Genomic DNA, 24987 nt, shown 5'->3' on the forward strand with positions numbered 1-24987 from the left:
GGTCCGGTTCCCCGCCACTAGTTCGTCGCGACCTGTCGGGCCCACGCTTCAGTCCACGCGTCGACGTTGCCCGCGAGTTCTTCGTACGTGAACGTCACGGGCTCCGGCGGCTCGTAGGCGTACTGCGCGTACTCCTCGGGGAGTTCCGCGGTCGTCGTCGCGGGGAACTGGACGTTGTTCACGGCGATGTTCCGCTGAGCCGCGTCGGTGAGCATGAACTCCACGAACTCCGCGGCGAGGTCGGGGTTGTCGGCGTCGGCGAACCGCGCGACGGCCTCGGGGTTCGCGTACCCCTGGTCGTTCAGGAAGCCGACCTGGTGGCGGGGGAGCTGGTCCTCGTCGTTGTAGTACACCTGGTCGGTGGAGTACGAGACCACCATCGGCCGCTCGCCGTTCAGGAACGCGTCGTAGGACGGCCGCCAGTCGTCGAGGACGCGCACGTCGTTCTCGACGAGGCGCTCCCAGTAGTCGAGGTAGTTCTCGGGGCCGTACTCGTGGATGGTCCACAGCAGGAACGCCCGTCCGGGGTCGCTGGACTGGGCGTTCTGTGCGAGCAGCGTGCCCTCGTACTCGTCGCTGGCCAGCGCCTCGAACGTCTCGGGGTTGTCGACGGTCGTGCTGTCGTAGACGAGCGAGATGTAGCCCGTGTCGTAGGGGAGCGCGCGGTTCCGGGGGTCGATGCGGAGGTCGTCTTTGATGGCGTCGCTGCCGTCAATCTCGCCGGCCAGTTCGTCGAACAGCGCGGTGCCGTCCAGCGCCTCGTCGACGCGCACGAGTTCGCCCGTGTTGATGCCGACGAAGAGGTCGGCGTCGATGCTCGCGCCCCCGCGCTTGCGCTCGATGAACTCGTTGACGCCGTTGCTCGGCGCACTGAACTCGACGGCCGTGTCGTGGTCGGCCTCCCAGGCGTCTTTCAGCCACTGACCGGCGGTGCCGTCGTCGCCGAAGAACGAGTCGTAGGTCGCGACCCGCAGCGGCCCCGTGTCGGCGCTGGTTGTGTTCGTGGTCGTCTCGGACTGGGTCGCCGTCCCGGCCTCGGTGGTAGACGTGGTCGCGTCGCCGTCGCCGGTGTCCTCGACTTGGAGGCAGCCCGCGGCGGCGACGCCCGTCACTCCGACGCCCACCGTCCGGAGGTAGTCGCGGCGTTTCATTACTCGGTCGTATCAGTGGGTTTTGGATAAGCCCGTCGCTCCCCCGGTGAGCGAACCCTTTTCACCCTGCCGTCGGTACTGCCGGCAGTGCCACCCGCTCGAACAACCGGTCTCGCCGTGCTCCTCGTCGCCCTCGCCGTGCTCTCGACGCTCGTCCTCGGTGCCGTCGTCGGCACCGTCTTCTTCGCCGGCACCGTCGCGTACCTCCTCATCCCCGCCACCGGGCGCGTCGAGCGCCTCGGCATCTCTCGCTGGGCCGCCAGCGCGCTCACCGCCGTCGTCGTCTCGCTCGTCGCCGTCGTCCCGCTCGCCCTCGCCGCCTCGGCGGCCAGCGGCCGCATCGCGGAGGCCATCGACGCCCTCGAAGCACTCCCCGAGATGTACCCCGTCAGCGCGTACGGCTACGAGTACGTCTTCGACGTCGGCCTCGCCATCGACACCGTCACGACGTACGGCACCGACTTCGCCGTCGACCTCGCGGGCGAACTCCCCGTGCTCGCGCTGAAGCTCACGCTGTTCGGCGTGCTCGTCTTCGGCCTGCTCGTCGCCCACCAGGACGCCGAGCGCGCGCTGCTGGCGGTCGTCCCGCCGACCTATCGGGATGTCGCCGCCGCGCTCGGCCACCGCGCTCGTTCCACGCTGTACGCCATCTACGTCCTGCAGGCCGCCACCGCCGTCGCGACCACCGTCCTCGCGGTCCCGGTCTTCTACATCTTCGGCGTCCCCTACCCGCTCACGCTCTCCGTGGCCGCGGGCGTCCTCCAGTTCGTCCCTATCGTCGGTCCCTCTATCGTCGTCGCCGGCGTCGCGCTCTACTGGACGGCGACCGGTGCCGCGAACACGGCGCTCGTCTTCCTGTTCGTCGCGGGCGTGCTCGTCGCGTGGCTCCCGGACGTGCTCGTGCGCCCCCGTCTCTCCCGGGAGACCGCCGACCTCCCCGGCAGCCTCTACTTCATCGGGTTCACGGGCGGCCTGCTCACCGTCGGCCCCGTCGGCGTCATCGCGGGGCCGCTGGTCGTCGCCCTCACGGTCGAGGCGGCGTCGCTGCTCGCCGAGGAGCGCGGCGGCGTCCAGACCACGCTCACGAACGGGGACTACGAGGCCTGCCGGGCCGACGGGGACGACCCGAGTCCGACCGACGCTTCGGTCTCCGCTGACGGGTCGCTGGACGACGCCGCGAGCGACCCGACTGAGGACGGCTCCGACCGCACCGGCGACCCCTCCTGATACTCCAGACGCAGTCAGTTCGACTCGATGGGGCGGCCGTCTGCCTCCCACTCGGTGAGACTCCCCTCGTAGAACGCCACGTCTGGGAACCCCAGCCAGCCCAGCACGGCGAACGTGTGGCTGATTCGGCGGGCGGTGTTGCAGTACAGCACGACGCGCTTCTCTCGGGTGACGCCGCGGGACGCGAGCAGTTCCTCGACGGCGTCGCGCGGTTTGAGTCCGCGCGTGTCGTCGTCGACGACCTCCTTCCAGTCGAGGTTCACCGCGCCGGGGATGTGGCCCTCCTCGAACTCCCAGGGTTCCCGGGTGTCAACGACGACGGCGTCGTCGTCTTCGGCGGCCGCCGCCACGTCGTCGGCGTCCACGAACACGCCACTGTCCGGGTCGCCCGCCTCGTAGTCAGTCGGCGTCACGTCCGGCGGCTCGCTGCTGGCTCCGTGGTCCCGAATCCACGCGCTGTAGTCGCCGTCAAGCAGCCGGACATCGTCGTGGCCGTAGTACAGCGCCGTCACGAGGAATCGTGCGGCGAACACGCCGTGCGTGTCGTCGTACGCGACGACGGTGTCCCCCGATTCGATGCCCGCCTCGGAGAGCGTCGCCTCCCAGTCCTCGCGAGTCGGCATCATTCCCTCGGGGCCGCCCTCCTGACGGAACGAGTCGAACGGGACGCTCACGGCGTCCGGTACGTGCCCGATGCCGTCGTACTCCCAGGCGTCCCGGACGTCCACGACTCGCACCGAGTCGAGGTGCGCGGCGAGCCAGTCCGCAGACACCACCCAGTCGTCGGTCATTGTCGGGGGTTCGCGCTCGCCGCCCTTAGCACTCCGGCCATCGGAACGCGCTGCCACACTCGCCCCGGCCTCAACCGAGATAGCGGCAACATCTGCTCACTCAGGGGTGCCAGTGTCTGCTTCGGGTCCGGACAGGTCACCGCCCGCGGCGAACGGTGCCGGGAGCCGACACGAACGGGGGAACTCGCCAGGGGACCGAGAGTTATGTGCCTGGGTGCCGAGGACACGTGTATGGCAGACTACGCCAACGACGTACTCGTCACCGCCGACTGGGTTGAGGACCACCTCGACCAGTTCCAGAGCGACGACGCCGACTACCGACTCGTCGAAGTCGACGTCGACACCGAAGCCTACGACGACGCCCACGCACCCGGTGCCGTCGGCTTCAACTGGGAGACCCAGCTCCAGGACCAGACCCGCCGCGACATCCTCGACAAGGCCGACTTCGAGGACCTGCTGGGCAGCCACGGCATCAGCGAGGACTCCACGGTCGTCCTCTACGGCGACAACTCGAACTGGTTCGCGGCCTACACCTACTGGCAGTTCAAGTACTACGGCCACGAGAACGTGAAGCTCCTCGACGGCGGCCGCGACTACTGGGTCGACAACGACTACCCGACCACCGACGAAGTGCCCGAGTTCTCCGCCGTCGACTACGAGGCTCGCGGTCCCTTCGAGGGCATCCGCGCCTACCGCGACGACGTCGAGCACGCCGTCGACAAGGGCCTGCCGCTCGTCGACGTGCGCTCGCCCGAGGAGTTCAGCGGCGAGATTCTCGCGCCACCGGGCCTCCAGGAGACCGCCCAGCGCGGCGGCCACATCCCGGGCGCGAGCAACATCTCGTGGGCGGCCACGGTCAACAGCGACGGGACGTTCAAGTCCGCCGACGAACTCGAAGAGCTCTACGGCACCGAGGGCATCGACGGCGACGAGACCACCGTCGCGTACTGCCGCATCGGCGAACGCTCCTCGATTGCGTGGTTCGCGCTCCACGAACTGCTCGGCTACGACAACACCGTCAACTACGACGGCTCGTGGACCGAGTGGGGGAACCTCGTCGGCGCACCGGTCGAGACCGGTAGCGGCGACGACTGACGACCGCCCCGGCCACCGACTCGTTTCTTCGGCGACGCCAGCATACAAGCCGCCAGCGCCCCACACTCGTCGTATGGACGCCAGCGAACTCCACGACTCGGTCCGCGAGGACAACGACACCGCGCTCTCACGGCTGGGGTCTTCGAAGTCCCTGTACGCCGCGACGGGCGGCGAGATGGAGGCCGGGCCGGTCCTCGAATCGGCCGCCGACGCCGAACACGCCGCCGCCGAGACCTTCGCGGCGTGGACCGACAGCGAGGCCGACGCGGACGCAGCGGACGCTTTCGAGGCGACTGCCGCCGAGGAGCGCGACCACTACGACGCCGTCCTCGGCGAACTGGACGACCACGACCCCGGTCAGGCCGACCCGAGCGCGATGCAGCAGTCGCTCCGCGGCCTCGACTCGACCGTCGAGCGCGCCGGCGGCCTCCTCGGTCGTATTCTCGCCACGGAGAAGTCCAAAGAACAGCTCACGGGCTTCTTCGTCGGGCAGGCCGACCCCCAGACCGCCCAGCTGTTCCGCGACCTGAAAGGCGACCTCGACGACCAACTGGAGCGCACCCTCGACCTCCTCGATTCCGTCTGCGAGACCGACGACGACTGGCAGACCGCCAGCGACGCCGCGGACGCCGCTGTCCAGACGGCCTACGACGAGTACACCGAACAGCTCGAAGCGATGGGCGTCAACCCCAAGCCGGTCTGCTGACGGCCCCTCGTTTCCAAGCCGGATTGTAAACCAAAACAGCCAGACATCGAACACCGCGGAGCGCCTGCCTATTTCGACACAAACACGTGGCCAACGTCTCATGAAAACCACTGTACCACAGTAAGTGTCAAGTAGAGGGGTACACTGTCGCCGGTATGAATCGGCGGATGTTCGTCGTTGTTCTCGTCGCAGTGCTCGTCGGAGGCGCGGCGGGTGCACTGCTCGGCGTTGGTGGGCAGCAGACACCTGACGACCCTAATTCAGCTGGGGCAACTCCAGCGTCCACTACTGCCGGTACGGCAACGACTACTGGCGGTACAGCAACGACGACACTCGATGATGGGATTAACCGCTCCGAGTACCACCCAGAAGACCCGGGTACCCGAAATCTCACGATTCGAAACTACCGGTTTGTCCCTAGTGACAACGAGACCTGGAATGCCACGGTGAACACATCCCGTATCGAGTCGCTCGTGTTCCAGAAAATCAACGAAGTGCGGGCAGAACACGACCTCCACCAGTGGCAACCGAGTTACCGTCTAGGAAGTAATGTGCGGGCACACTCACAGTGGATGGTTGAGAACAGGAATATAAGCCACGTGAACGGTGATGGACAGCACTCTTGGGAGCGTTGGGCTGAGATGGAGCCGAGTATCTGCGTTAACGACTTCGGTGAAAACCTAGTCGTGGTTCAACTCCGGGGATATCACTCCAACGCGAACCCGTATATGAATTCGAACCAGTCAATCGCCAATGAAAGCATTAAGCTGTGGAAAAACAGTCAATCGCACCGTGAACTCATGTTATCCGACGAGAACTACGAGTACATGGGCGTCGGAGCGACTGTGAGGCAGTACAATAACAGCCAAGCGTGGGTTTTCATTGGGATGAACGTGTGTGGTCCGAAAAGTCAGGACCCAGACGCCCCGTTCGAGAACTCGACTTCCGAGTGACTCCACAGCCGGCATCCCCGCTCTGTCGATTTGCCCACACCCGGTGGCTCCACGGGGCGAGACGGTAGCGGGTTATTCTGTGAGTTCGGATCCCCTTGTTCGGGAACATCGAGAGATTCGCTATCGGTAGTCACCCCGAACTCCGATGCCACCATCGTCGTCGATGCTCGATACGGCCGCGACGCAGGTCGACTTCCCACAAGAGAACAGCTACTGTCCACTCCCACAGCGACCTACACGCCGTCGACGCCCGACCGGTACTCGCGAAGCTCCGCGAGCGCGCGGTCGACCGCGTCGGCCGCGGCGTCGTCGTCGCCGAGGCCTTCGCTCACGTCTGTGAGCACGTGTTCGATGCGGGCGAGCCGGCCGTGGTCCGGGCCGCGGTCGCGGGCGGCCAGCGCCGCCACGGCGTCGGCCTGTTCCCGGAGCCGGTCGCTTGCGTCGCCGGCCGCGTCCTCGGCGGCGTCGTCGAGTAGTTCGGCTGCGGTGGCGAGGTAGTCGCTGGGCATACACCGGGAAGTCCGGCCGCGACCCCCAAATAGCTACGCGAGCGCGAGCACGCGACCGCCGTCGGTCGCGACGTACAGCACGTCCCCGACCGCGGCGAGCGCGTTCACGCCCTCGGCTCGGTCGAACGTCCACAGCAGGTCGCCCGTCTCGGCGTCGAGCGCGTGGAGGTTCCCGTTCCCGTTCGGACTGCCGGCCTCACCGACGTAGACGGTGCCGTCCGCGACGACCGGCGAGGAGAACCAGCCGCCGCGCTGGAACGACCACAGTTCGTCGCCGGTCGCCGGGTCGAGCGCGTGCAGCGTCGTGTCGTCGCTGTAGTGTACGCCGCTCTCGCCGTCGTCGTACCGCATCGAGACGGCGTACGCGCGCTCGCCGTCGAACGCCACGCGACCCGCGTTGTTCCCGAGTTCGACCTGCCAGTCGATTCCGCCGTCGGAGCCGACGGCCGCCAGCCCGCAGGTCAGCGTCTGTAGGCCGGTCTGGGTTCCGACGAGCGTGTGGTCACCGGTGTCGACGGGGTGCGTCCCCCCGAACGGTTCGTCTGTCTCCCAGACCTTCCGAGGGGCGTCGGCCAGCACGCCACGCAGCGGTCCCCGCGGCTCGAACGCGCGGAGCCCGTCACCCCCGACGACCAGGCGGCCGTCACTGACTCCCGGGAACACCTCGCCGTCGGCGTCCAGCACCCACTGACGCTCCCCGGATTCGAGGTGGTACGCCACCAGCCGGCCGCGGAACCCCACGTAGGCCGTCCGCTCGCCGACCAAGACGCCGTACGCGGACGCTTCCGGCCGGCGTTCCCACAGCACCTCACCGGTCGTCGGGTCGAAGCCAGTGACCCGACCGCGGCCCGCCGCGACGACGGCGTCGCTCCCGACCGCCAGCCACCAGCCGTTGCCGGGCTCGTCCCACTCGGAGTGGCGGTCGTCGCCGCGCTCGAACGCCCACACCGAGTGTTCGGTGCCGACGTACATCCGGTCCTCGTCGACGACCACGGTGTTCGCCGACTCGCCGGTGTCGTACCGCTGGACGGCTACGGGGTTCGACCCGGGCGGGCTGGCGTCGGGGCTGTAGCCCGTGTTCCCGGGCCCGTACCTGTGCTGAGGCCACGTGTTCTCGGCCGGGGAGTGAACGGCCGGCGTCCACGCGCCCCAGCGCGCGCCGACGCCCGCAGCGGCGACAGCGAGCGCGCCGCCGCCGGCTTTCAGGAGGTCGCGTCTGGAGGGCATCGCGCCGGGGTTCGAAGCGACCCGGCAAGTGTCTGGCGGCACGGTGCGGTCCGCGTCGCTCGGGCACGCTCCTGAAGTACGTCCCGCCCCTACAGATTGCCAATGAGTGACGCCAGCGGTCCCCTGCAGCCGGACCGACCGGAGGCCGACGTGCCGTTCCGCGTCGAGGCACCGTTCGACCCCGCGGGCGACCAGCCCGACGCCATCCGGGAGCTGGTCGAGGGGTACGAAAACGGGGCACAGAAGCAGACGCTGCTCGGCGTGACCGGCTCCGGGAAGACCAACACCGTCTCCTGGACCGTCGAGGAACTCCAGCAGCCGACGCTCGTCATCGCGCACAACAAGACGCTCGCCGCACAGCTCTACGAGGAGTTCCGGACGCTGTTCCCGGACAACGCCGTGGAGTACTTCGTCTCCTACTACGACTACTACCAGCCGGAGGCGTACGTCGAGCAGACGGACAAGTACATCGAGAAGGACGCCTCAATCAACGACGAAATCGACCGGCTACGGCACTCCGCGACGCGCTCGCTGCTGACGCGGGACGATGTCATCGTCGTCGCGTCCGTGTCGGCCATCTACGGGCTCGGTGACCCGCGGAACTACGAGGGCATGAGCCTGCGCGTCGAGCGCGGCCAGACCATCGAGCGCGAGCAGCTACTGTCGAAGCTCGTGGACCTGAACTACGAGCGCAACGACGTCGACTTCACGCAGGGCACGTTCCGGGTTCGGGGCGACACCGTCGAGGTGTACCCGATGTACGGCCGGTACCCGGTCAGGGTGGAGTTCTGGGGCGACGAGGTCGACCGCATGGCGAAACTCGACCCGCTGGAGGGCACCGTCGAGAGCGAGGAGCCGGCGGTCCTGTTCCACCCGGCGGAGCACTACTCGGTGCCCGAGGACGAGATGGAGCAGGCCATCGAGCAGATCCGGACGGACATGCACGAGCGCGTCCGGCACTTCGAGCGCGCCGGCGACATGGTGGCCGCCCAGCGCATCGAGGAACGCACCACGTTCGACCTGGAGATGATGGCCGAGGCCGGCTACTGTTCGGGCATCGAGAACTACTCGGTGTACCTCTCGGACCGCGAGGTCGGGGACGCCCCCTACACGCTGCTGGACTACTTCCCGGACGACTTCCTCACCGTCATCGACGAGTCCCACCGGACAGTTCCACAAATCAAGGGCCAGTACGAGGGCGACAAGTCCCGGAAAGACAGTCTGGTGGAGAACGGCTTCCGGCTGCCGACGGCCTACGACAACCGGCCGCTGACCTTCGAGGAGTTCGAGGAGAAGACCGACCGCACGCTGTACGTCTCCGCCACACCGAGTGACTACGAGCGCGAGCAGTCCGCGAACGTCGTCGAGCAGATTGTCCGCCCGACGCACCTCGTCGACCCCGAAATCTCGATTGCCGACGCCACGGGGCAGGTCGAGGACCTCATGGACCGCATCGACGAGCGCGTCGAGCGCGACGAGCGCGTGCTCGTCACGACGCTCACCAAACGCATGGCCGAGGACCTCACCGAGTACCTCGAGGAGGCCGGGGTCGCCGTCGAGTACATGCACGACGAGACGGACACGCTGGAGCGCCACGAGCTCGTCCGCGGGCTCCGACTCGGCGAGTACGACGTGCTCGTCGGCATCAATCTCCTCCGGGAGGGCTTGGACATCCCCGAGGTCAGCCTCGTGGCCATCCTCGACGCCGACCAGCAGGGGTTCCTGCGGTCGGAGACCAGCCTCGTACAGACGATGGGGCGGGCGGCCCGGAACGTCAACGGCGAGGTCGTGCTGTACGCCGACGAGACCACCGACGCGATGCAGGACGCCATCGACGAGACCCGCCGCCGTCGCCGCATCCAGCGGGCGTTCAACGAGAAGCACGGCACCACGCCGACCACCATCGACAAGGCCGTCGGCGACATGAACCTCCCGGGCGCTGAGACCGACACCACCGAGGTCACCGGCGACGGCCCCGAGGACGAGCAGGAGGCCGCGATGCTCGTCGAGGAACTCGAAGAACGCATGAACGAGGCCGCGAACAATCTCGAATTCGAACTCGCAGCCGACATTCGCGACCGGATGCGCGAACTCCGCGAGGAGTTCGACCTCGCTGGCGACACGCCCGAGGACCCCGGCGGCGTCGCGCCAGAGGCCGAGGACTGGTAGCCCGACAGGAGCAACCGTTCATCTTAGCGACAAGACTTATGCCGGGTTCGCTGGAACCGCCCGAGCGTGCAGCACCGCCGCGGGCGTCGGCTCGTCGCAGCCGCGGTCGTGGTCGTCGCCGCAGCCGCGATTCTCGTCGCAGCCCGGGCGCAATCGCCGCCGGGGGCCGTCCCGGACATCTGGCCGTACCCCGTCACCGTTCTCGCTGCGGTCGCACTCGCTACCGCCGGCCACGTCGCCGTCACGGGCCGTCTGCGTCCGACTACTGTCTCGGCGACCACTGCCATCGCACTCGCCGCGGTGGTGGCGACGGCACCGACGTTCGACTACACCTGGGACTCCCAGAGCGCGGTCTACTTCGTCTTCGGACTCGGCGCACTGCCCGCCGCCGCCGGCGCTGCGCTGAAGCGACAGGAATCGAGTCTCACCCGTGCGCTCGTCGCCACGGCGCTCGTCACCGCAGTCGTCGCCGCGGTGGTCAACGGAAGCTGGTCTCTCCCGGAGTTCGTCGGCATTCACCTCGCAGCCAGCCTCCCGGTCGCCGCCCTCGGCTTCGCGTTCACCGTCCGTGAGCCCTGAGTGGCCACCGTGAGGTGACGGACCACCTCCTCACCGAACCCCTGTGTAACCATCTCTCACACACTTCTGTTGCAGGTCAAGAGACTAGTGGGTAGTTTCTTACGCGCAGTTCCGATATCCGGTGACACATGCCTGCAATCGAAACTGACGGCCTGACGAGGCGCTTCGGCGACTTCACCGCCGTCGACGACCTGGATTTGACCGTACAGGACGGCGAGGTGTTCGGGTTCCTCGGCCCGAACGGCGCTGGCAAGTCCACGACGATCAACATGCTGCTGGGCTTCCTCAAGCCGACCGAGGGGTCGGCGACGGTGCTCGGCAACGACGCGACCCGGCAGTCCCGCGCGGTCCGTCAACGCACCGGTCTGCTCCCCGAGGGGTTCGAGCTGTACGAGAACCTCACCGGCCGCGAGCACGTCGTCTCCGCTATCGAGACGAAGGGAGCCGACGACGACCCCGACCACCTCATCGAGCGCGTCGGCCTCGAGCCCGAGGCCGCTCGCCGCCGCGCCGGCGGCTACTCGAAGGGCATGACCCAGCGGCTCACGCTCGCCGTCGCACTCGTCGGCGAGCCCGACCTGCTCATCCTCGACGAGCCGTCGTCGGGCCTCGACCCGAAGGGCGCGAAACTCCTCCGGGAGATCGTCCGCGAGGAGGCCGACCGCGGCGCGACCGTGTTCTTCTCCAGTCACATCCTCGGGCAGGTCGAGCAGGTCTGTGACCGCGTCGGCATCATGAACAAGGGCGAGATGGTGGCCGTCGACACCATCGACGCGCTCCGCGACCAGACCGCCACCGAGTCCGTCGTGGAGGTGGACGTCGCGTCCGTGCCGGACACGGATGCTGTGGCTCGCGTCGAGGGCGTCGACTCCGTCACAGTCACCGACACCACGCTCGAAATCACGGTCGACAGGCCGGCCGCGAAGATGCCGGCGCTGCGCGCGCTCGACGCCGAGACCGAGGTGACCGACATCGCCATCGAGGACGCCTCCCTCGAATCGCTGTTCGAGCGGTACACCGGCGACGCCGACGCTGGCGCGACCGGCGACGAGACGACGCAGGCGGCCGCCGTCGCCGACGGGGGTGATGACGCGTGAGCACGCTCACCGTCGCCCGCGACGACTTCACGAACGCCCGCCGGTCGTACGCCGTGCTCGGCGTCGTCGGCGTCTTCTCCGTACTCGTTGCGCTGCTCTTCGCTGCCAACAGCAGCAACCACCAGTTCGCGTTCCGGACGCTGTTCGACGTCTCCTTCCTCGTGTTCCTCCTGTTGCCCATCATCCTCGCGCCGCTGACGTACCTCGCCATTGCGGGTGACCTCGACGGCGGCGCAATCAAGTACGTGATGGGGTTGCCGAACACGCGGTCCCAGTACGTCTTCGGGAAGCTGCTCTCCCGGCTGAGCGTCGGGCTGGCGGCCGTCGTCATCGGGACCGTCGCCGGCTTCGCCATCGCACTCGTCACCTACTCGAACGCCCCGGAAGTAGTCCGCTTCGCGGAGTTCGCGGCGGTCACGCTGCTGTTCGCGTTCTCGTGGGTGGGCATCTACGTCGGCGTGTCCGCGCTGACCGACAGCCGGTCCCGGGCGATGCTCGGCGCGTTCGTCGCGTACTTCGTGCTGGTCCCGTTCTGGTTCGGGTTCCTGCCGGTCGTCAGCCTCCTCGACCTCCTCGGGTCGATTACCGACGTACTCGGTGTCACCCTCTCGCAGGACACCCAGTCGCTGATTCAGGCTCTGTCGCCCGCGACAGCGTACCTCCGCAGCACCGAAATCATCTACACGGGGGTTGTCTCCGGCCACGAACGCATCGCACAGACCTTCTCCGGGCAGAGCACCAAAATCTACGCGAAAGTCTGGTTCAACGCCCTCGTGATGCTCGGATGGGGGGTCATTTCGATGGTCGTCGGCTACGCCTCCTTCCGCCGGTCGGAGCTCGGCTGACTCGATACCGGCCCGCTGACGCCGGCAACCAGTAGTCTTCGCCGCTATCGGCGGCAGAGAAACCAACTCTTTTCCGCGGCCGGACAGATAGCCGCCGGCACTACGATGACGAGTGCAACCGCGAGCGAGCGTCGCTACCCCGGACACCCGATTCAGCCGCCCACAGCGGAGGGGTCCGCGGCGTGACCGACGCGCCCTCCGGCCGGCAGCGAGCCACGAAGCTCTTTCTGAAGTACCAGCACGTCTTCGTCTTCCTCGCACCCGTGCTGTTCGTGGCGTTCGTCTTCTTCGGGCCGCTGGCACCCAGCGACCCGGCACCCGGCTACTGGACGAACTACTGGTGGCTGTTCCCCGTCTTCATCACGGGCGCGACCATCGTCAACACCGTCGGCATCAGCGGGTCGGCGCTGTTCGTGCCGTTCCTCATCTTCGTGTTCCCGCTGTTCGCGGAGCCGCTGGAGGCCGAGACGCTCGTGAAAATCGGGCTCATCAGCGAGTCCTTCGGCCTGTCCAGTTCCGCCATCGCGTTCGTCCAGTACGGGCTCGTCGACCGCAGGCTCGCGCTGTCGCTGGTGGCCGGCGGGCTGCCGTTCGTCGTCGGCGGCGCGCTGCTGTCCTTCGTCATTCCCGAGCCCGTGTTCCACGCGCTGCTCGGGCTCGCCCTGCTCGCGGCCTCCTACCTCCTGTTCAAGGCCGACCTCGGGCACGGCGACACGGCCGACAGCGACGACGACCGGCCGGCGGCGGCCGACGGCGGCTCGAACCTCCCCGACGACCCCGGGAAGCTCGGGCCGGCCGGCGTGCGGGTCGACGACGGCGTCGTCACCCGAGTCGCTCGCGACGGCGACACCTACGAGTACGACCGCAGCGGCTACCTCAAGCGGTTCGCGAACTACAGCGTCGGCGGCACCTTCCAGGGGCTGGCCGGGTTCGGCATCGGCGAACTCGGTATCATCTCGATGCTGTCCTCGAAGATTCCCGTCCGGGTCGCCATCGGCACGAACCACATCGTCGTCGCGAGCACCGCCATCATCGCGTCGCTCGTCCACGTCTTCGGCGGCGGGCTGGTCGGCGGGCACTCGATGGACCTCGCGACGACGCCGTGGAACATGGTCGTCTGGACGGTGCCGGCGACGGTCACCGGCGGCCAGATTGCGCCGTACGTCTCCGCCGCGCTGGACACGGAGACAATCAAACAGGGCGTCGGCGCGCTGTTCGCCGTCATCTCCGTGGCGCTGTTCCTGATGGCTTCGGGGGGTGTCTGACGTGTACGAGACGATTCTGCTCCCGACCGACGGCAGCGAAGGGACGGCCGCGGCGGCCGAACACGCCGGCACGATTGCAGCGCAGTTCGACGCGACCGTCCACGTCGTCTCGGTGGCCGACGAACGCAACCGCTTCGAGTCGCCGAGCGCCGGGCTCGCCGGCGAGGCGTGGGACGAACGGGAGCGCGAGCGCGCCGAGGCGACGACCCGCGAGACGGCGGCTGCGCTCCCCGACGAGGTGTCCGTCGAGACCGCCGTCGTCGACGGCATTCCGCACGAGGCCATCGTCGAGTACGCCGAATCGGCGGGCGTCGACGTGGTCGTGATGGGGACCCACGGCCGCACCGGGCTGGACCACTATCTGGTCGGCAGCGTCGCGGAGAAGGTCGTCCGGACGTCGCCCGTCCCGGTGTTGACGGTGGGACTGGACGACTGAGGAGCCGTCGGCGCTACTTCTCGTACAGTTCCGCCTGCTGGTCGACGTAGCGGCCCGGCCACTCGCGGGTGTGGCGCTGCAGGCGAGCGACGACACGGGAGAGCGGGCGCGCGAGACGCCAGCCGAGGCTCTCGTCGGCCCGTCCGCCGTCGCCGTTGATGCGGCCGCGAGACCCGTCGCCGAAGCTCATTACGCCGGAGCATACGCCACCCCTGCCAATAAATATCATGGTCGTTCCCACGCCGCGGGCGGGACCCTCCTCAGAGTCGGCTGGCGATGGTCTCCGCCGTCGCCTCCCCGACGCCCTCCACCGTCCGGAGGTCGTCGACCGACGCCTGCCGGACGCCCTCGACGCTCCCGAACCGCCGCAGCAGCCGCTTCCGGAGCGCCGGCCCGACGCCCTCGACGCCGTCCAGCGCCGTCGACACCTCGTCCCGCAGCGACTGGTGGTACGCGACCGCGAACCGGTGGGCTTCGTCGCGAACCCGCTGGAGGACGTGCAACTGGGGCGCGTCGCTGTCCCAGTCGTAGGTGCGGTTCGCCGTCACCACGACCTCCTCGTCCTTCGCGAGCGCGACCACCGCCTCCGGCCCGTCCCAGCCAACGTCGTCGACGGCGTCCAGCGCGGCGTCTAACTGGCCGCGGCCGCCGTCTATCAGGAGGAGGTCGGGGTCCGGCCGGTCGTCGCCCGCGTGCCCGCTGGCACGTTCGGCCTCGACGGCGCGCTCGGCGCGCCACCGCAGTAGCCGCCGCATGTTCGCGTAGTCGTCGTTCTCGTCGTCGAGTTTCTTCCGGCGGTAGTCGGCCGTCTCCGCGCTCCCGCCGACGAAACAGACGTCGCTGCCGACGACTGCTTTCCCCTGGGCGTGGCTCACGTCGAATCCCTCGATGCGCTCGGGTCGCGAGACGCCCAGCGCGTCCGCGAGCGCGCCGAGTTCGTCGCCGCTCCCAGACCGCCGGTGGGCGTTCTTCAGCGCGAGGTCCACCAGCGTCGCGTCGCGGCCCGCTCCCGGCACCGTCACCTCGACGCCCGCGGCCGCCAGCCACGCCGCTACCTCGTCGTCGCCGTGGGGCTCCGGCAGCAGGATGCGGTCCGGGAGCTCGCGCTCGGCGTAGTACTGCGCGAGGAACGCCGCGAGCACGGCACCCACTCTGTGCTCGGTGTCTTCGGGCGCGTCCAGTCTGTGCTGGTCGCGCTCCACGAGCTGGCCGTGTTCCGCGTGCAGCCGCGCCACCGTCGCCGCGTCGCCCTCGACTGCGACGCCGAGCACGTCCGTCGTCGCGGCGCTGTCGTCGCCGCCAGCCGCGACCGCCGCGCCCGCGCCGTCGTGGAACCCCTCGACGACGTCGAGGCGGTCCCGGAGGTTCGCCGCGCGCTCGAACTGCTGGTCCTGGGCGGCTCGCTCCATCTCGCGGCGAATCGGGTCGGCGAGCGCGCCCGTCTCCCCCTCGAAGAACCGGCGGGCCGACTCCACGTCCGCCCGGTAGTCGGCCTCGCTGATTTCGCCCGTGCAGGGAGCGGTACACAGCCCCATCTCGTAGTCGAGACAGGGGCGCTCGCGGTTCCGGTACTTGTGCTCGGAACACCCGCGGAGGCCGTACACCTCCCGAATCGCCTTCACGACCGTCTCAACGCGGCCCTTGTCCGTGTACGGTCCGAACGCCGCAGCGCCCGGGTCCGGGTCGCGAGTGACCTCGATGCGGGGCGCGTCGTGGGCCGTGAACTGCACGAGCGGGTAGGACTTGTCGTCTTTCAGTCGGACGTTGTACCGCGGCTGGTGGCGCTTCACGAGGTTCGCCTCCAGCAACAGCGCCTGCGTCTCCGTGTCCGTCACCGCGAACGCCAGGTCGTCCGCGCGCTCGACCATCCGCGCGATGCGCCCGCTCCTCGGGTCCGCGTACGACCGCACGCGGTCCCGCACGTCTACCGCCTTCCCGACGTAGAGGACGGTGCCGTCGCCGCCCCGAAGGTCCCGTTCGCCGTCAGAGTCGCCCTCGTGTTCGTCGGCGCTGCGCGCATCGCTCGCGCGCTCGTCGACGCCAGTCGCCGGCCGTTCCACGAACTGGTAGACGCCGGGCTCCGCCGGCAGGTCGCTCGCGCGTTCTCTGACCTCGTCGGCGTCCATCGCTCCCGAGTAGGGGATTCGCGGCTTTCAACCACGCGGTCGCCGCTGCCGTCGCTGGCGCTGCGAACCGTCGACACCCTTACGAGTCCGTCACGACACGTTCCGCCACATGGCTGCAACCGCAGACGCACCCGACGACACCGGCGGTGTGGACCCCTCGTCGGTGTTCTACGACACCTGGCTGGACTACCTCGTGGTCGCCCTGCTCACGATAGAGGGGCTGTTGGGGGCCTGGCTCGGCTGGGCGCTGACCAACGGCGTCGACCAGACGGTCGCCGACGACTTCGCCGCGGAGTTCTTCTCGGACCCCGAGGTGTCGACGGCCGAGTTCCCGTTCACGGAGGCCGAATTCGCCGACGCCGTCTACGCGGCTTTCACGTGGGCGGGCTGGGGATTCGTGCTCACCGGCGTCGCCACCGTCGCCGTCGCCGTCCTGTTCTACCGGTACCGCGGCAGCGTCCGCGAGCGACTGGCCGACGGCCGCCAGGCCCCGCGCTGGCACGCGCCGCTGTTCGGTGGCCTGCTCGCGACCGCGCTGGTGTTCGTGCCGTTCGCGCAGGTGCTCGGCGGCGGCGTCGCCGGCTACCTCTCCGACCGCAGCGCCATCGCCGACGGCGCGCTCGCCGGCGTGGTGTTCGGCGCGCCCGCGTACCTCCTCTGGGCGGCCGTGTTCGTCGGTGGCATTAGCGCCGGCTTCGGTTCCATCGGCCTCCTGGTCGTCTTCTCGGTCCTCATCTACCTCGCCACCCACGTGTTTCTAGCGACCGTCGGCGGACTGGTCGGCGGCTTCCTCTCGTAGCCCGGCCGTCTCGTCCGAACCGCAAACCACCGCTGCCGTGCTTTTGCGCGTCGCTCGCGCTTGCCGACCCGTCCTCGCGAGCACGGGTGGACCTCACACACGGCCGACACGACGAACGCTTGAAGGACGCGCTCGGCGAACGCCTACGCATGAGCGACACCGAGCGCGTCTGGCTGGTCTTCCGCGAGTACACCGACAAAGGCCTGCTGAGCCTGACGTACGCGACGCCGGACGGCGAACACGTCCACCACAAGCAGCGCTCGCTGAACGCCGGCGACCCGACGGCCGCCGTCAACGTCGAACCCGACGACCTCGACCCGGTCGACGACCCCGAGGACGTCGAGCGGTACGGCGACGAGGCCTCCCGGATGCGCGAGGAACACGACCCCGACGACACGGTCTGACTCGCAGGGCGCGCGAACGCCACCCTTGACTTTTCTGCGCCGTTCACGCAGGAACACGCATGTCTCTCGCTCGTCCAGCCACGGAGGTGGCGGTGGCGTGACGTGGCGGACCGTCGCCGCCCGCGACCTCCGAGCCTACCTCGCCGACGGCACGCTCCGGAACTTCGGCGCGCTCTTCGCCATCGGCGGCCTCGCAGCCGGCTTCGCTGCCGCCGGAGACGCCTCCGGCAGCACTGTGCTCGCGGCCGCCGTCGCCGTCCTCTCGCTCGGCGCGGCACCGCTGACGGCCGCCCTGCTCGCCCACGACAGCCTGCCGACGCGGCGGACGACCGGCCGCGCTCGCCTGACGCTGTCGCTGCCCTACACCCGACGCGCGTACGTCCTCGGTACCGCCGCGGGCGTGTTCGGTGTCGCTGTCGGCTCGCTCGCGGTCGCCGTCGCCGCGGCGACCGGCGTCGCCGTTCTCGCCGGCGCTGTCACCGACGCGGGACTGGTCGCACTCGTCACACTGACCGGTGTCGGACTCGCGGGCGCGTTCGTCGGCGGGCCGCTCGCCGCCACCGCGACCCTCCGGTCGTCGACGCTCGCCGCGGGCGTCACCGCCGCACTCTACGGCGGCGCGCTCGTCTGGCCGGCCGTCGTCGCCGTCGCAGCCAGCGTCGCGGGGGTGTCGTCTCCGTCCGCTGCCACGACCGCGGCCGTCGCGCTCAGCCCGGTGCAGGCGGCGGCGCTCACGCTCTCGGCCGGTGGCGTGAGCGTCACGCCGCTGGCGGGCACGCTCCCGTGGTGGGTCGGTGCCGCCGTGCTCGCGGCGTGGACGGTCGGTGGCACGGCGGTCGCCGCCGAGAGATTCGACGGCCTCGAACTCTGAACCGTCGATTCGGGGGTCGCTAGCGATGAGAACCACCACAACCAATTTATAAACGGATACAGACGTTCCGACGTATGCCAGCCATCGAACTGAACGGCGTCACCAAGCGGTACGGTGACGTCACCGCCCTCCGCGACCTCGACCTCGAAGTCAAGGACGGGGAGATATACGGCTTCCTCGGCCCGAACGGCGCGGGGAAGTCCACGACTATCGACATCCTCTTGGACTTCGTCCGGCCGACCAGCGGCCGGGCCGGCGTCCTCGGCATGGACGCACAGGCCGACTCGCAGGCCATCCGTCAGCGCATCGGCGTACTGCCAGAAGGCTTCCAGGTCTACAAGCGCCTGACCGCCCGCCAGCACCTCGAGTTCGCTATCCAGTCGAAGAACGCCGACAACGAACCGGAGGCGCTCCTGGAGCGCGTCGGCATCCCGGACGCCATCGACCGCAAGGCCGGCGGCTTCTCGAAGGGGATGCAGCAGCGACTCGCGCTCGCCATCGCGCTCGTCGGCGAACCCGACCTGCTCATCCTCGACGAGCCGTCGACGGGCCTCGACCCGAACGGCGCTCGCGAGATGCGCGCCATCATCACGGAGGAGGCCGACCGCGGCGCGACCGTGTTCTTCTCCAGTCACATCCTCGAACAGGTCGAAGCCGTCTGTGACCGCGTCGGCATCCTGAAGGCCGGCGAACTGGTCGCCGAGGACTCCATCGAGGCGCTGCGGGCCGCCGCCGACACCTCGACTACGCTGACCGTCACGCTCGACGCCGCCACAGACGCCGCCGTCGACGCCGCCCGCGACGTCCCCGGTGTCGCCGAGGTGTCCGTCGACGGCGACAGCCTCGTCGTGCGCGCCGACAGCGGCTCGAAGACCGACGTGCTTGACGCCGTCGAAGCGACCGGCGCAGATGTCCGCGACTTCTCCACCGAGCAGGCGTCGCTGGACGATGTCTTCGCCGCCTACACCGAGGGGGTGTCGGCATGAGTTGGACCGCAATCGCGCGCAAGGACTTCCAGGACGCCAGCCGGTCGAAGGCCCTCTGGGCGCTCACTGCGCTGTTCGTCCTGTTCATGGCCGGGATGGCCTACGTGTTCACGCTCGTCGGCGACGCTGGGGCCGGCGAACTGGACACCGTCAGGCTGCTGTCATTCCTCATCGGTCCGGTGACGCTGCTCATTCCCCTCACTGCCCTCGTCATGGCGCACAAAGCCGTCGCCAGCGAGGTCGAGTCCGGCTCCGCGAAGTTCCTGCTGTCGCTGCCCCACACTCGGCGGGACACCGTCGTCGGGAAGGTCGTCGGCCGCAGCGCCGTCATGGGTGTCGCGGTACTCGTCGGCCTCGTCGTCGCGGCCATCGTCGTGCTCGGGCTCTACGACGCCTTCGACGCGATGGCGTACCTCGGCTTCTCGGTGCTGTCGCTGCTGCTCGCGGCCGTGTTCACCGCTATCGGTGTCGGGCTCTCCGCGATGACCAAAGACACCGGCCGAGCGACGATTCTCGCCGCCGGGTTCTACATCGTCTTCGAGGTCATCTGGGGCGTCGTCTCCATGGGCATCCACTACCTCCTGAACGGCTCGTTCTTCCCGATGGGAACGCCCCCGGACTGGTACCTCCTCCTGAACCGCATCCCACCGTCGTCGGCGTTCACCACCGCTGTCTATCGGCTGCTGCCCGGTGACTACGGCGTCATGGCGAGCTACTTCCCGGACTCCGCCCCGTTCTTCCTCTCCGAGTGGGCGGCGCTCGTTATCCTCCTCGCGTGGCTCGTCGCCGTCCCCGCTATCGGCTACTGGCGCTTCCAGGCGGCCGACCTGTAGGCCGCTCCGCCTCCCGCTCTGTTACGGCGTCCACCGGAACCGCCGTGTGTGCTCGCCGTCGAACAGCGGACCGTCGCCCGTCTCCTCGAAGCCCTCCGCTTCGAGCAGTTCCGCGACCCCGTCCTCGCTCTCCGGCACCACTATCTCCAGCGGCAGCGACTCCCGGTTGGCGAACTGCCGGGGTGCTCCCAGCAAGTCGTCGACGGTGTCCTCGTCGCCGCCGAACCGCGTGACGTGGACCGCACCCCGCCACGTGTCGTAGGCGAGAAAGCCCACCACTTCCTCGTCGACACACGCCACCCGGACGCTGCGGTCCCGGACGAGGCGGTCTGCGTCGACGTCTGTGGACGCAAGGCGCGTCACCGCGTCGGCGTCCTCGGCTGTCGCGTCCCGGACGTGCATACCACCACGTACGCTACCGAACCCCTTGAAGCCCGCGCGGCCCGCAACCCCGACTCGGGGTGCCCAGTCCGGGCTCGCTGGGCGTCTGCGGAATGTCTCCGGCCCGCGCGGCAACCTTCTCACCCATGCAAGCAGTTATCTAGGCTGGCCACCCTAGCCGCCGGCAATGAACACGGTACGCCGTACCGGTGAGCGCCGGTGCGCGTAGTCGCGAAGTTCGGGGGCACGAGTCTCGGCAGCGGCGACCGCGTCGAGCGAGCCGCCGACTCGATCGCCGCCGCCGTCGACGCCGGCCACGAAATCGTCGTGGTCGCGTCGGCGATGGGGAACACGACAGACGACCTGCTCGAAGACATCACGTTCGACGCCGACGAGACCGACCGCGCCGAAATCGTCTCGATGGGCGAACGCACGTCGGTGCGGATGCTGAAGGCGGCGCTGGCCGCCCGCGGCGTCGACGCCGACTTCCTCGAACCCGGCCACGAGGACTGGCCGGTCGTCACGAACGACCGCGGGGAGGTCGACGCCGACGTCACGGCCGACCGCGTCGAGTCCCTCGCCGGCCACCTCGACGACACCGTCCCCGTCGTCACGGGGTTCCTCGCCGAGGACGACGAAGGCAACGTCACCACGCTGGGTCGCGGCGGCAGCGACACGACGGCCGTGATGCTCGGGCGCTACCTCGACGCCGACGAGGTCGTCATCGTCACCGACGTCGAGGGCATCATGACCGGCGACCCCCACGTCGTCGAGGGTGCCCGGAACGTCGGCGAAATCACCGTCGACGAACTCCGGAACCTCTCCTTCCGCGGTGCCGAGGTCGTCGCGCCGTCGGCGCTCTCGTTCAAGGACGACGACCTCGACGTCCGCGTCATCCACTACCAGCACGGCGACCTGCTCTCCGGCGGCACGCGCGTCGAGGGCACGTTCGAGAACATGGTCGACATGCGTGAGTCGCCGCTCGCCTGCCTGACGGTCGCGGGCCGCGCCATCCGGAACCGGCCCGGCATCATGTCGACGCTCTCCACGGCGCTGTCCGAGAGCGAGATCAACGTCGACGCGGTCGCGTCCGGCATGGACTCCATGACGTTCTACGTCGACGAGGCTGTCGCCGAGCGCGCCGAGAACGTCCTCCATCGGGAGGTCATCGACGTCGGCGAGTTGTCCTCCGTGACGGTCACCGACGACATCGCCGTCATCCGCGTGCTCGGCGGCGAACTCCCGAACCGCCCGGGCGTCCTCCGGCGCATCGTCGACCCGCTCGCCGACCAGAACATCAACGTCATCGACATCGTCTCCTCGGCCACCTCGGTCGCCGTCTTCGTCTCCTGGGACGACCGCGAGGCCGCTCTCGACGTCGTTCAGGGCGGCTTCCGGTCCTGACCGACCGGCGGCCGGACCGCGGTCCGGTCCTGCGCCCTCTGTACCGACTCCGCACCACAGCGTACAGTCATGTACGCCGTCGAACAGCCCTCTCGCGCCGGAACTAAGCCGCTCGGCGTTCCCTGTACTGTCGTGCGTTCCCACAAGACCACGATGGTCGACGACGTCGAACTCCTCCCCCGGCAGGACCGCGAGGCCGCGCTCGCGGACGCCGGCTACAACGTCTTCGAACTCGCCAGCGACGCCGTCGCCGTCGACCTCCTCACGGACTCCGGCACCGGCACGATGAGCAACGACCAGTGGGCGGCCATGATGCGGGGCGACGAGGCCTACGCCGGCAGCTCCAGCTTCGAGGACCTCGAAGCCGCCGTCGCGGACGTGATGGGCTTCGAGCACATCGTGCCCGCACATCAGGGACGGGGCGCGGAGAACGTCCTCTACGGCGCGCTCGTCGACGAGGGGGACACCGTCCTCAACAACGCCCACTTCGACACCACTCGGGCCCACGTCGCCGCCAACGGCGCTGACCCGGTCGACTGCCCCGTCGACGGCGCTCGCGACCCCGACAGCGACGACCCCTTCAAGGGCGACTTCTCCGTCGAGACGGCCCGCCGCGTCGTCGAGGACGTCGGCGTCGACAACGTTCCCGCGGTCGTGCTCACCGTCACGAACAACTCGATGGCCGGCCAGCCGGTCAGCGTCGAGAACACCCGCGAGGTCGCCGCGTTCGCCGACGACATCGACGCCACGTTCGTTCTCGACGCCTGCCGGTTCGCCGAGAACGCCCACTTCGTCCAGCAGCGCGAACCCGAGTTCGCCGACGACACCGTCGCCGACATCGCCCGCGAACAGCTCTCGTACGCCGACGCCTGCGTCATGAGCGGGAAGAAAGACGGCCTCGTCAACGCCGGCGGCTTCGTCGGCCTCCGCGAGCAGGACGACCTGTACGAGGCGTGCCGGCAGCGCGGCATCCTCTACGAGGGCTTCTCGACGTACGGCGGGATGTCCGGCCGGGACATGGCCGCGTTCGCTGTCGGCCTCCGGGAAGCCGTCGAGCCGCCGTACGTCGAAGAGCGCGTCGGCCAGGTCCAGCGCCTCGCCGGCATGCTCGACGACCGCGGCGTCCCCGTCTACCAGCCCGCCGGCGGCCACGCCGTCTACGTCGACGCTAACGCCGCCCTCCCTCATCTCCCCCGCGACGAGTACCCCGGGCAGGCGTTCGTCTGCGAACTCTACCTGGAGGGCGGCGTCCGCGGCGTCGAACTCGGCCGCTTCGCCTTCCCCGAGACGGAGCGCCGCGACCTCGTCCGCCTCGCGCTCCCCCGGCGCACCTACGGCCCCGACCACCTCGAACACGTCGCCGACACCGCCGCGGCGGTCTGCGAGCGCGGCGACGAGGTCACCGGCTACGAAATCGTCGACGAGCCCGAGATGGCGGAACTGCGGCACTTCTCCGCGCGGCTCGAACCGCTCCAGTAGCGCGCTACCGCCCCTCGGCGAGCCGGTCGGCCGTCCGCGACGGCAGGCCGGCGTCCCGCACTGCTTCCTGGACCGCCTCGACGTTGTACTTGACGCGGTGCTCGGTCACCGACAGGTCGTCAAGGTCGACGACGGCGTAGGCGGCACGAGGGTCTTCGTCCCGGGGCTGGCCGACGCTCCCCGGGTTCAGGACGACGCCGTCGGCGTACACCTCGTGGTGCTGGACGTGCGTGTGCCCGAGAATCAGGACGTCCTCCGAGTCATCGCTCGACCCGTCCTCGTCCCGACCGAGCAGGTGCGGGCCGAACTCCTCGGGGTACGTGTACTTGTCCGTCACCTCTGGGTGGTCGTGGACGACTTTCACGCGGCCGTCCGCCAGCCGGCGCGACCGCGGGAGGTTCTCCACCCACGTGCGCTGCACGTCGTTCAGCGCGTCGCTGGCGTGGTCGATGCCGGCCTGCGCCATCCCGTTCCCGCGGAAGTTCCGGCCGGTCGCGACCATCCGGTCGTGATTGCCCATGACCGTCGGGACGCCTCGCTCGCTGAGTTCGTCCACGCACTCCGCGGGCCACGGATTGTAGCCGACCACGTCGCCCGCACACACCAGCCGGTCGACGGCCGGCATGTCCGCGAGCACTGCCTCCAGCGCGACGAGATTCGAGTGGATGTCGGAGACGACACCGAGTTCCATGCCCGTGACTCCGGTGCCCGCTGCCTTAGTTCTCCGGCCCGCTCCGGTCAGTCAGTCGCCGTTCCTGACCGCGGTCTCGTAGCCGCCGTCGCCGTCCCGCACCACGCCGACCGCACAGACCGCGTGCTCGAAGGCCGCGCCGTACGCCTCCTCGGCGGCCGCTTCGGCGGTCCCGGCGTCGAAGCCGATGGGCTCCGGGCTGTCTTTCTCGTAGGTCGCGACGACTGTCGGCTCCTCGACTTCCTCCACCAGGAGCGCGTCCTTCCGGACGGTCCCGACGAACGCGCTGCCGTCCCCCGTGAGCACGCCCGCGATGCGCGGCGTGTCGTAGTCGTCTTTCTCGTAGTCCAGCGCGAGCAGGGACTCCGCGAGCGCGTCCCGCGGCGGGTAGCCCGAGTCGAGTTTCTCCGCAATCGGGTCGACGTGGCTGCCGTTCCCGACGACGGCGTGGCCGCCGCCGGTCCGGAAGCAGTTGTACGACACGTAGGGGTTGTCCGTCTCGTCGGCCTCGGCGGTCGGCACCACCGTCAGCGCGTCGTCTCTCGCGACGGCCTGCCGGTTCGGGAACGACCGCGACGACACTCGGTAGGCCGCGACGTCCGGCCCCACGACGACGAATCGTCCGACGTACATACGCGAACGTGTATTCTCGCAGGAGAAATAGCCACCGATGTGTACACGAACGAGCGTCAGTTGGTGATGGGTGTGGCTCACTCGCGGGACTGTGCGAACCACTCCCGTGCGGCGAACTGCCTTCGCAACACTAATAAATTCGAGTCGCCTTTGTTCCGGTGCGAAGTTCCGTAGGGTAGTGGCCAATCCTGTTGCCTTCTGGGGGCAACGACGGAGGTTCGAATCCTCCCGGAACTATTCTCTCGAAACCGAACGCGAGCAGCGCCGCCTGTTCCTCGTGTCGCCTCCAGTGCTCGACTTCCGCGAATAGCGCGGCGCGTCCGCCGCGCC

Annotated in this window: 26 protein-coding genes and 1 tRNA gene; 18 read left to right on the forward strand and 9 right to left on the reverse strand. The window is 69.0% G+C overall.

The genetic code is table 11. The features are described from left to right. Window positions 1-17: 17 nt before the first annotated feature. Window positions 18-1151, reverse strand: a complete 1134-nt coding sequence (locus BMW35_RS08955) for a thiamine ABC transporter substrate-binding protein (RefSeq protein WP_089669005.1) — start codon at window positions 1149-1151, stop codon at window positions 18-20. A gap of 87 nt (window positions 1152-1238) precedes the next feature. On the opposite strand from BMW35_RS08955, the gene BMW35_RS08960 reads away from it, so the two are divergent. Further along, window positions 1239-2378 carry an AI-2E family transporter gene (locus BMW35_RS08960; RefSeq protein ID WP_177170808.1) on the forward strand — a complete coding sequence of 380 codons (1140 nt, stop codon included), beginning with the start codon at window positions 1239-1241 and terminating at the stop codon, window positions 2376-2378. A 14-nt stretch (window positions 2379-2392) separates the two neighbouring features. Here BMW35_RS08960 and BMW35_RS08965 read toward each other — a convergent pair whose 3' ends face one another. After that, entirely contained in the window at window positions 2393-3169 is a 777-nt protein-coding gene (locus tag BMW35_RS08965; protein WP_089669009.1) for a sulfurtransferase, read from the reverse strand. 231 nt (window positions 3170-3400) lie between these two features. Between BMW35_RS08965 and BMW35_RS08970 the strand changes: the two genes are divergently transcribed. From BMW35_RS08970 to BMW35_RS08980, 3 genes are all read left to right on the forward strand, one after another. After that, window positions 3401-4264, forward strand: a complete 864-nt coding sequence (locus tag BMW35_RS08970) for a sulfurtransferase (protein WP_089669011.1) — start codon at window positions 3401-3403, stop codon at window positions 4262-4264. A 73-nt stretch (window positions 4265-4337) separates the two neighbouring features. Beyond that, a complete protein-coding gene (locus BMW35_RS08975; RefSeq protein WP_089669013.1) occupies window positions 4338-4970 on the forward strand; it encodes a rubrerythrin family protein in 633 nt (210 codons plus the stop codon). Window positions 4971-5125: 155 nt separating this feature from the next. Beyond that, a complete protein-coding gene (locus BMW35_RS08980; RefSeq protein WP_089669015.1) occupies window positions 5126-5923 on the forward strand; it encodes a CAP domain-containing protein in 798 nt (265 codons plus the stop codon). A 233-nt stretch (window positions 5924-6156) separates the two neighbouring features. On the opposite strand, the gene BMW35_RS08985 is transcribed toward BMW35_RS08980, so the two are convergent. Together BMW35_RS08985 and BMW35_RS08990 are read right to left on the reverse strand one after the other, a co-directional pair. Further along, window positions 6157-6432: a DUF7553 family protein gene (locus BMW35_RS08985; RefSeq protein WP_089669018.1), complete on the reverse strand. Its 276-nt coding sequence runs from the start codon at window positions 6430-6432 to the stop codon at window positions 6157-6159. Between the two features lie 33 nt (window positions 6433-6465). Next, on the reverse strand, window positions 6466-7659 hold the full coding sequence (locus tag BMW35_RS08990) for an outer membrane protein assembly factor BamB family protein (RefSeq protein WP_089669020.1): 1194 nt from the start codon (window positions 7657-7659) through the stop codon (window positions 6466-6468). 102 nt (window positions 7660-7761) lie between these two features. Between BMW35_RS08990 and uvrB the strand changes: the two genes are divergently transcribed. The 6 genes from uvrB (at window position 7762) to BMW35_RS09020 (ending at window position 14050) form a co-directional block, all read left to right on the forward strand. After that, window positions 7762-9828, forward strand: coding sequence for an excinuclease ABC subunit UvrB (uvrB, locus tag BMW35_RS08995; RefSeq protein WP_089669021.1), 2067 nt, complete (start codon window positions 7762-7764; stop codon window positions 9826-9828). A 66-nt stretch (window positions 9829-9894) separates the two neighbouring features. Continuing rightward, window positions 9895-10407, forward strand: coding sequence for a hypothetical protein (locus BMW35_RS09000; protein ID WP_089669023.1), 513 nt, complete (start codon window positions 9895-9897; stop codon window positions 10405-10407). A 128-nt stretch (window positions 10408-10535) separates the two neighbouring features. Beyond that, a complete protein-coding gene (locus BMW35_RS09005) occupies window positions 10536-11504 on the forward strand; it encodes an ABC transporter ATP-binding protein (protein WP_089669025.1) in 969 nt (322 codons plus the stop codon). Then, entirely contained in the window at window positions 11501-12349 is an 849-nt protein-coding gene (locus tag BMW35_RS09010; protein ID WP_089669027.1) for an ABC transporter permease subunit, read from the forward strand. Before BMW35_RS09005 ends, BMW35_RS09010 begins: the two co-directional genes overlap by 4 nt. A gap of 182 nt (window positions 12350-12531) precedes the next feature. Continuing rightward, window positions 12532-13614 (forward strand): sulfite exporter TauE/SafE family protein, encoded by a 1083-nt coding sequence (locus BMW35_RS09015; RefSeq protein WP_089669029.1) that lies wholly within the window; start codon window positions 12532-12534, stop codon window positions 13612-13614. 1 nt (window position 13615) lies between these two features. Then, window positions 13616-14050 carry a universal stress protein gene (locus BMW35_RS09020; RefSeq protein ID WP_089669033.1) on the forward strand — a complete coding sequence of 145 codons (435 nt, stop codon included), beginning with the start codon at window positions 13616-13618 and terminating at the stop codon, window positions 14048-14050. A 13-nt stretch (window positions 14051-14063) separates the two neighbouring features. On the opposite strand, the gene BMW35_RS15610 is transcribed toward BMW35_RS09020, so the two are convergent. Together BMW35_RS15610 and BMW35_RS09025 are read right to left on the reverse strand one after the other, a co-directional pair. Beyond that, a complete protein-coding gene (locus tag BMW35_RS15610) occupies window positions 14064-14240 on the reverse strand; it encodes a hypothetical protein (RefSeq protein ID WP_177170809.1) in 177 nt (58 codons plus the stop codon). Window positions 14241-14310: 70 nt separating this feature from the next. Then, the gene (locus tag BMW35_RS09025; RefSeq protein WP_089669035.1) at window positions 14311-16176 is read right to left on the reverse strand and encodes an excinuclease ABC subunit C; all 1866 of its coding nucleotides are present in this window, start codon (window positions 16174-16176) and stop codon (window positions 14311-14313) included. 109 nt (window positions 16177-16285) lie between these two features. Between BMW35_RS09025 and BMW35_RS09030 the strand changes: the two genes are divergently transcribed. The 5 genes from BMW35_RS09030 to BMW35_RS09050 all read left to right on the forward strand — a co-directional run bounded on the left by BMW35_RS09030 (window position 16286) and on the right by BMW35_RS09050 (window position 20069). Continuing rightward, window positions 16286-16975 (forward strand): DUF5518 domain-containing protein, encoded by a 690-nt coding sequence (locus tag BMW35_RS09030; RefSeq protein WP_089669037.1) that lies wholly within the window; start codon window positions 16286-16288, stop codon window positions 16973-16975. Window positions 16976-17124: 149 nt separating this feature from the next. Then, on the forward strand, window positions 17125-17379 hold the full coding sequence (locus BMW35_RS09035; protein ID WP_089670394.1) for a DUF7967 family protein: 255 nt from the start codon (window positions 17125-17127) through the stop codon (window positions 17377-17379). Between the two features lie 97 nt (window positions 17380-17476). Beyond that, window positions 17477-18250, forward strand: coding sequence for a hypothetical protein (locus BMW35_RS09040; protein ID WP_089669039.1), 774 nt, complete (start codon window positions 17477-17479; stop codon window positions 18248-18250). A 74-nt stretch (window positions 18251-18324) separates the two neighbouring features. Continuing rightward, entirely contained in the window at window positions 18325-19236 is a 912-nt protein-coding gene (locus BMW35_RS09045) for an ABC transporter ATP-binding protein (RefSeq protein ID WP_089669042.1), read from the forward strand. Further along, window positions 19233-20069 (forward strand): ABC transporter permease, encoded by an 837-nt coding sequence (locus BMW35_RS09050; protein ID WP_089669044.1) that lies wholly within the window; start codon window positions 19233-19235, stop codon window positions 20067-20069. Before BMW35_RS09045 ends, BMW35_RS09050 begins: the two co-directional genes overlap by 4 nt. A 21-nt stretch (window positions 20070-20090) precedes the next feature. Here the strand turns inward: BMW35_RS09050 and BMW35_RS09055 are convergent, their stop codons facing one another. Then, entirely contained in the window at window positions 20091-20471 is a 381-nt protein-coding gene (locus BMW35_RS09055) for a GNAT family N-acetyltransferase (protein ID WP_089669046.1), read from the reverse strand. Between the two features lie 198 nt (window positions 20472-20669). Between BMW35_RS09055 and BMW35_RS09060 the strand changes: the two genes are divergently transcribed. Then, entirely contained in the window at window positions 20670-21854 is a 1185-nt protein-coding gene (locus BMW35_RS09060; RefSeq protein ID WP_089669048.1) for an aspartate kinase, read from the forward strand. 153 nt (window positions 21855-22007) lie between these two features. Then, window positions 22008-23333 (forward strand): tryptophanase, encoded by a 1326-nt coding sequence (locus tag BMW35_RS09065; RefSeq protein WP_394327263.1) that lies wholly within the window; start codon window positions 22008-22010, stop codon window positions 23331-23333. Window positions 23334-23337: 4 nt separating this feature from the next. Here BMW35_RS09065 and BMW35_RS09070 read toward each other — a convergent pair whose 3' ends face one another. Together BMW35_RS09070 and BMW35_RS09075 are read right to left on the reverse strand one after the other, a co-directional pair. Next, window positions 23338-24024, reverse strand: a complete 687-nt coding sequence (locus BMW35_RS09070; protein WP_089669052.1) for a metallophosphoesterase family protein — start codon at window positions 24022-24024, stop codon at window positions 23338-23340. A gap of 51 nt (window positions 24025-24075) precedes the next feature. Next, on the reverse strand, window positions 24076-24657 hold the full coding sequence (locus BMW35_RS09075; protein WP_089669054.1) for an IMP cyclohydrolase: 582 nt from the start codon (window positions 24655-24657) through the stop codon (window positions 24076-24078). A 164-nt stretch (window positions 24658-24821) separates the two neighbouring features. Between BMW35_RS09075 and BMW35_RS09080 the strand changes: the two genes are divergently transcribed. Beyond that, window positions 24822-24894: transfer RNA gene (locus BMW35_RS09080), tRNA-Gln, on the forward strand. Window positions 24895-24987: the final 93 nt, after the last annotated feature.

Origin of the sequence: Halobacterium jilantaiense (assembly GCF_900110535.1) — an archaeon.
In the GTDB taxonomy this organism is placed as follows: domain Archaea; phylum Halobacteriota; class Halobacteria; order Halobacteriales; family Halobacteriaceae; genus Halobacterium; species Halobacterium jilantaiense.

Excerpts from the sequence above, each read along its gene's own strand:
- BMW35_RS15610 (WP_177170809.1), bottom strand. The coding sequence starts at position 14,240 with ATGAGCTTCGGCGACGGGTCTCGCGGCCGCATCAACGGCGACGGCGGA.
- BMW35_RS09045 (WP_089669042.1), top strand. The coding sequence starts at position 18,325 with ATGCCAGCCATCGAACTGAACGGCGTCACCAAGCGGTACGGTGACGTC.
- BMW35_RS09055 (WP_089669046.1), bottom strand. The coding sequence starts at position 20,471 with ATGCACGTCCGGGACGCGACAGCCGAGGACGCCGACGCGGTGACGCGC.
- BMW35_RS09030 (WP_089669037.1), top strand. The coding sequence starts at position 16,286 with ATGGCTGCAACCGCAGACGCACCCGACGACACCGGCGGTGTGGACCCC.
- BMW35_RS09075 (WP_089669054.1), bottom strand. The coding sequence starts at position 24,657 with ATGTACGTCGGACGATTCGTCGTCGTGGGGCCGGACGTCGCGGCCTAC.
- BMW35_RS08955 (WP_089669005.1), bottom strand. The coding sequence starts at position 1,151 with ATGAAACGCCGCGACTACCTCCGGACGGTGGGCGTCGGAGTGACGGGC.
- BMW35_RS08965 (WP_089669009.1), bottom strand. The coding sequence starts at position 3,169 with ATGACCGACGACTGGGTGGTGTCTGCGGACTGGCTCGCCGCGCACCTC.
- BMW35_RS08975 (WP_089669013.1), top strand. The coding sequence starts at position 4,338 with ATGGACGCCAGCGAACTCCACGACTCGGTCCGCGAGGACAACGACACC.
- BMW35_RS09025 (WP_089669035.1), bottom strand. The coding sequence starts at position 16,176 with ATGGACGCCGACGAGGTCAGAGAACGCGCGAGCGACCTGCCGGCGGAG.
- uvrB (WP_089669021.1), top strand. The coding sequence starts at position 7,762 with ATGAGTGACGCCAGCGGTCCCCTGCAGCCGGACCGACCGGAGGCCGAC.
- BMW35_RS09065 (WP_394327263.1), top strand. The coding sequence starts at position 22,008 with ATGGTCGACGACGTCGAACTCCTCCCCCGGCAGGACCGCGAGGCCGCG.
- BMW35_RS08980 (WP_089669015.1), top strand. The coding sequence starts at position 5,126 with ATGAATCGGCGGATGTTCGTCGTTGTTCTCGTCGCAGTGCTCGTCGGA.
- BMW35_RS08985 (WP_089669018.1), bottom strand. The coding sequence starts at position 6,432 with ATGCCCAGCGACTACCTCGCCACCGCAGCCGAACTACTCGACGACGCC.
- BMW35_RS08970 (WP_089669011.1), top strand. The coding sequence starts at position 3,401 with ATGGCAGACTACGCCAACGACGTACTCGTCACCGCCGACTGGGTTGAG.
- BMW35_RS09050 (WP_089669044.1), top strand. The coding sequence starts at position 19,233 with ATGAGTTGGACCGCAATCGCGCGCAAGGACTTCCAGGACGCCAGCCGG.
- BMW35_RS09035 (WP_089670394.1), top strand. The coding sequence starts at position 17,125 with ATGAGCGACACCGAGCGCGTCTGGCTGGTCTTCCGCGAGTACACCGAC.
- BMW35_RS09005 (WP_089669025.1), top strand. The coding sequence starts at position 10,536 with ATGCCTGCAATCGAAACTGACGGCCTGACGAGGCGCTTCGGCGACTTC.
- BMW35_RS08990 (WP_089669020.1), bottom strand. The coding sequence starts at position 7,659 with ATGCCCTCCAGACGCGACCTCCTGAAAGCCGGCGGCGGCGCGCTCGCT.
- BMW35_RS09070 (WP_089669052.1), bottom strand. The coding sequence starts at position 24,024 with ATGGAACTCGGTGTCGTCTCCGACATCCACTCGAATCTCGTCGCGCTG.